General features: G+C 63.2%; 1 protein-coding gene. It reads right to left on the bottom strand.

What is annotated here, in order from left to right; genetic code table 11:
- Positions 1-274 (bottom strand): transposase (locus tag DEH80_RS17090; RefSeq protein WP_207774673.1); only part of this gene is annotated, 274 nt, incomplete at its 3' end.
- Positions 275-368 lie beyond the last annotated feature (94 nt).

Here is a 368-nt window from a genome sequence, read left to right as displayed (position 1 = left end):
GGCGCGGCTCCAGAAACGCCGGAAAGTAGCTGCCCCGGCGAAGCTTGGGGATCTTCAAATCCACCGCCCCGGCGCGTGTCTCCCAGCGCCGGTCGCGGTATCCATTGCGGTGATTGATCCGCTCCTGACTGCGCTCGCCGTGGCCAGCGCCGCAAAGCGATTCCACCTCAAAGTCCATCAGCCGCTGCGCCACCAGCTCCACCATCTCGCGMAGCAAATCAGCGTGAGAACCCTTTTCAAGCAGCGCGCGCAGCGCCATCCTGTCGTCGGTCATCGTGTCCCTCTTTCGGTTGTCTAAGGTCGTCAAGAAACCTCAGATTACCGCGGGGCACGGTGGCCACTCTTACACCACGTCCGGGGACACGACC

The organism is Abyssibacter profundi (genome assembly GCF_003151135.1).
Lineage (GTDB): Bacteria > Pseudomonadota > Gammaproteobacteria > Nevskiales > OUC007 > Abyssibacter > Abyssibacter profundi.
The sequence above is the reverse complement of the archived record's forward strand: the minus strand, read 5'-3'. Positions and strand labels throughout refer to the sequence as shown.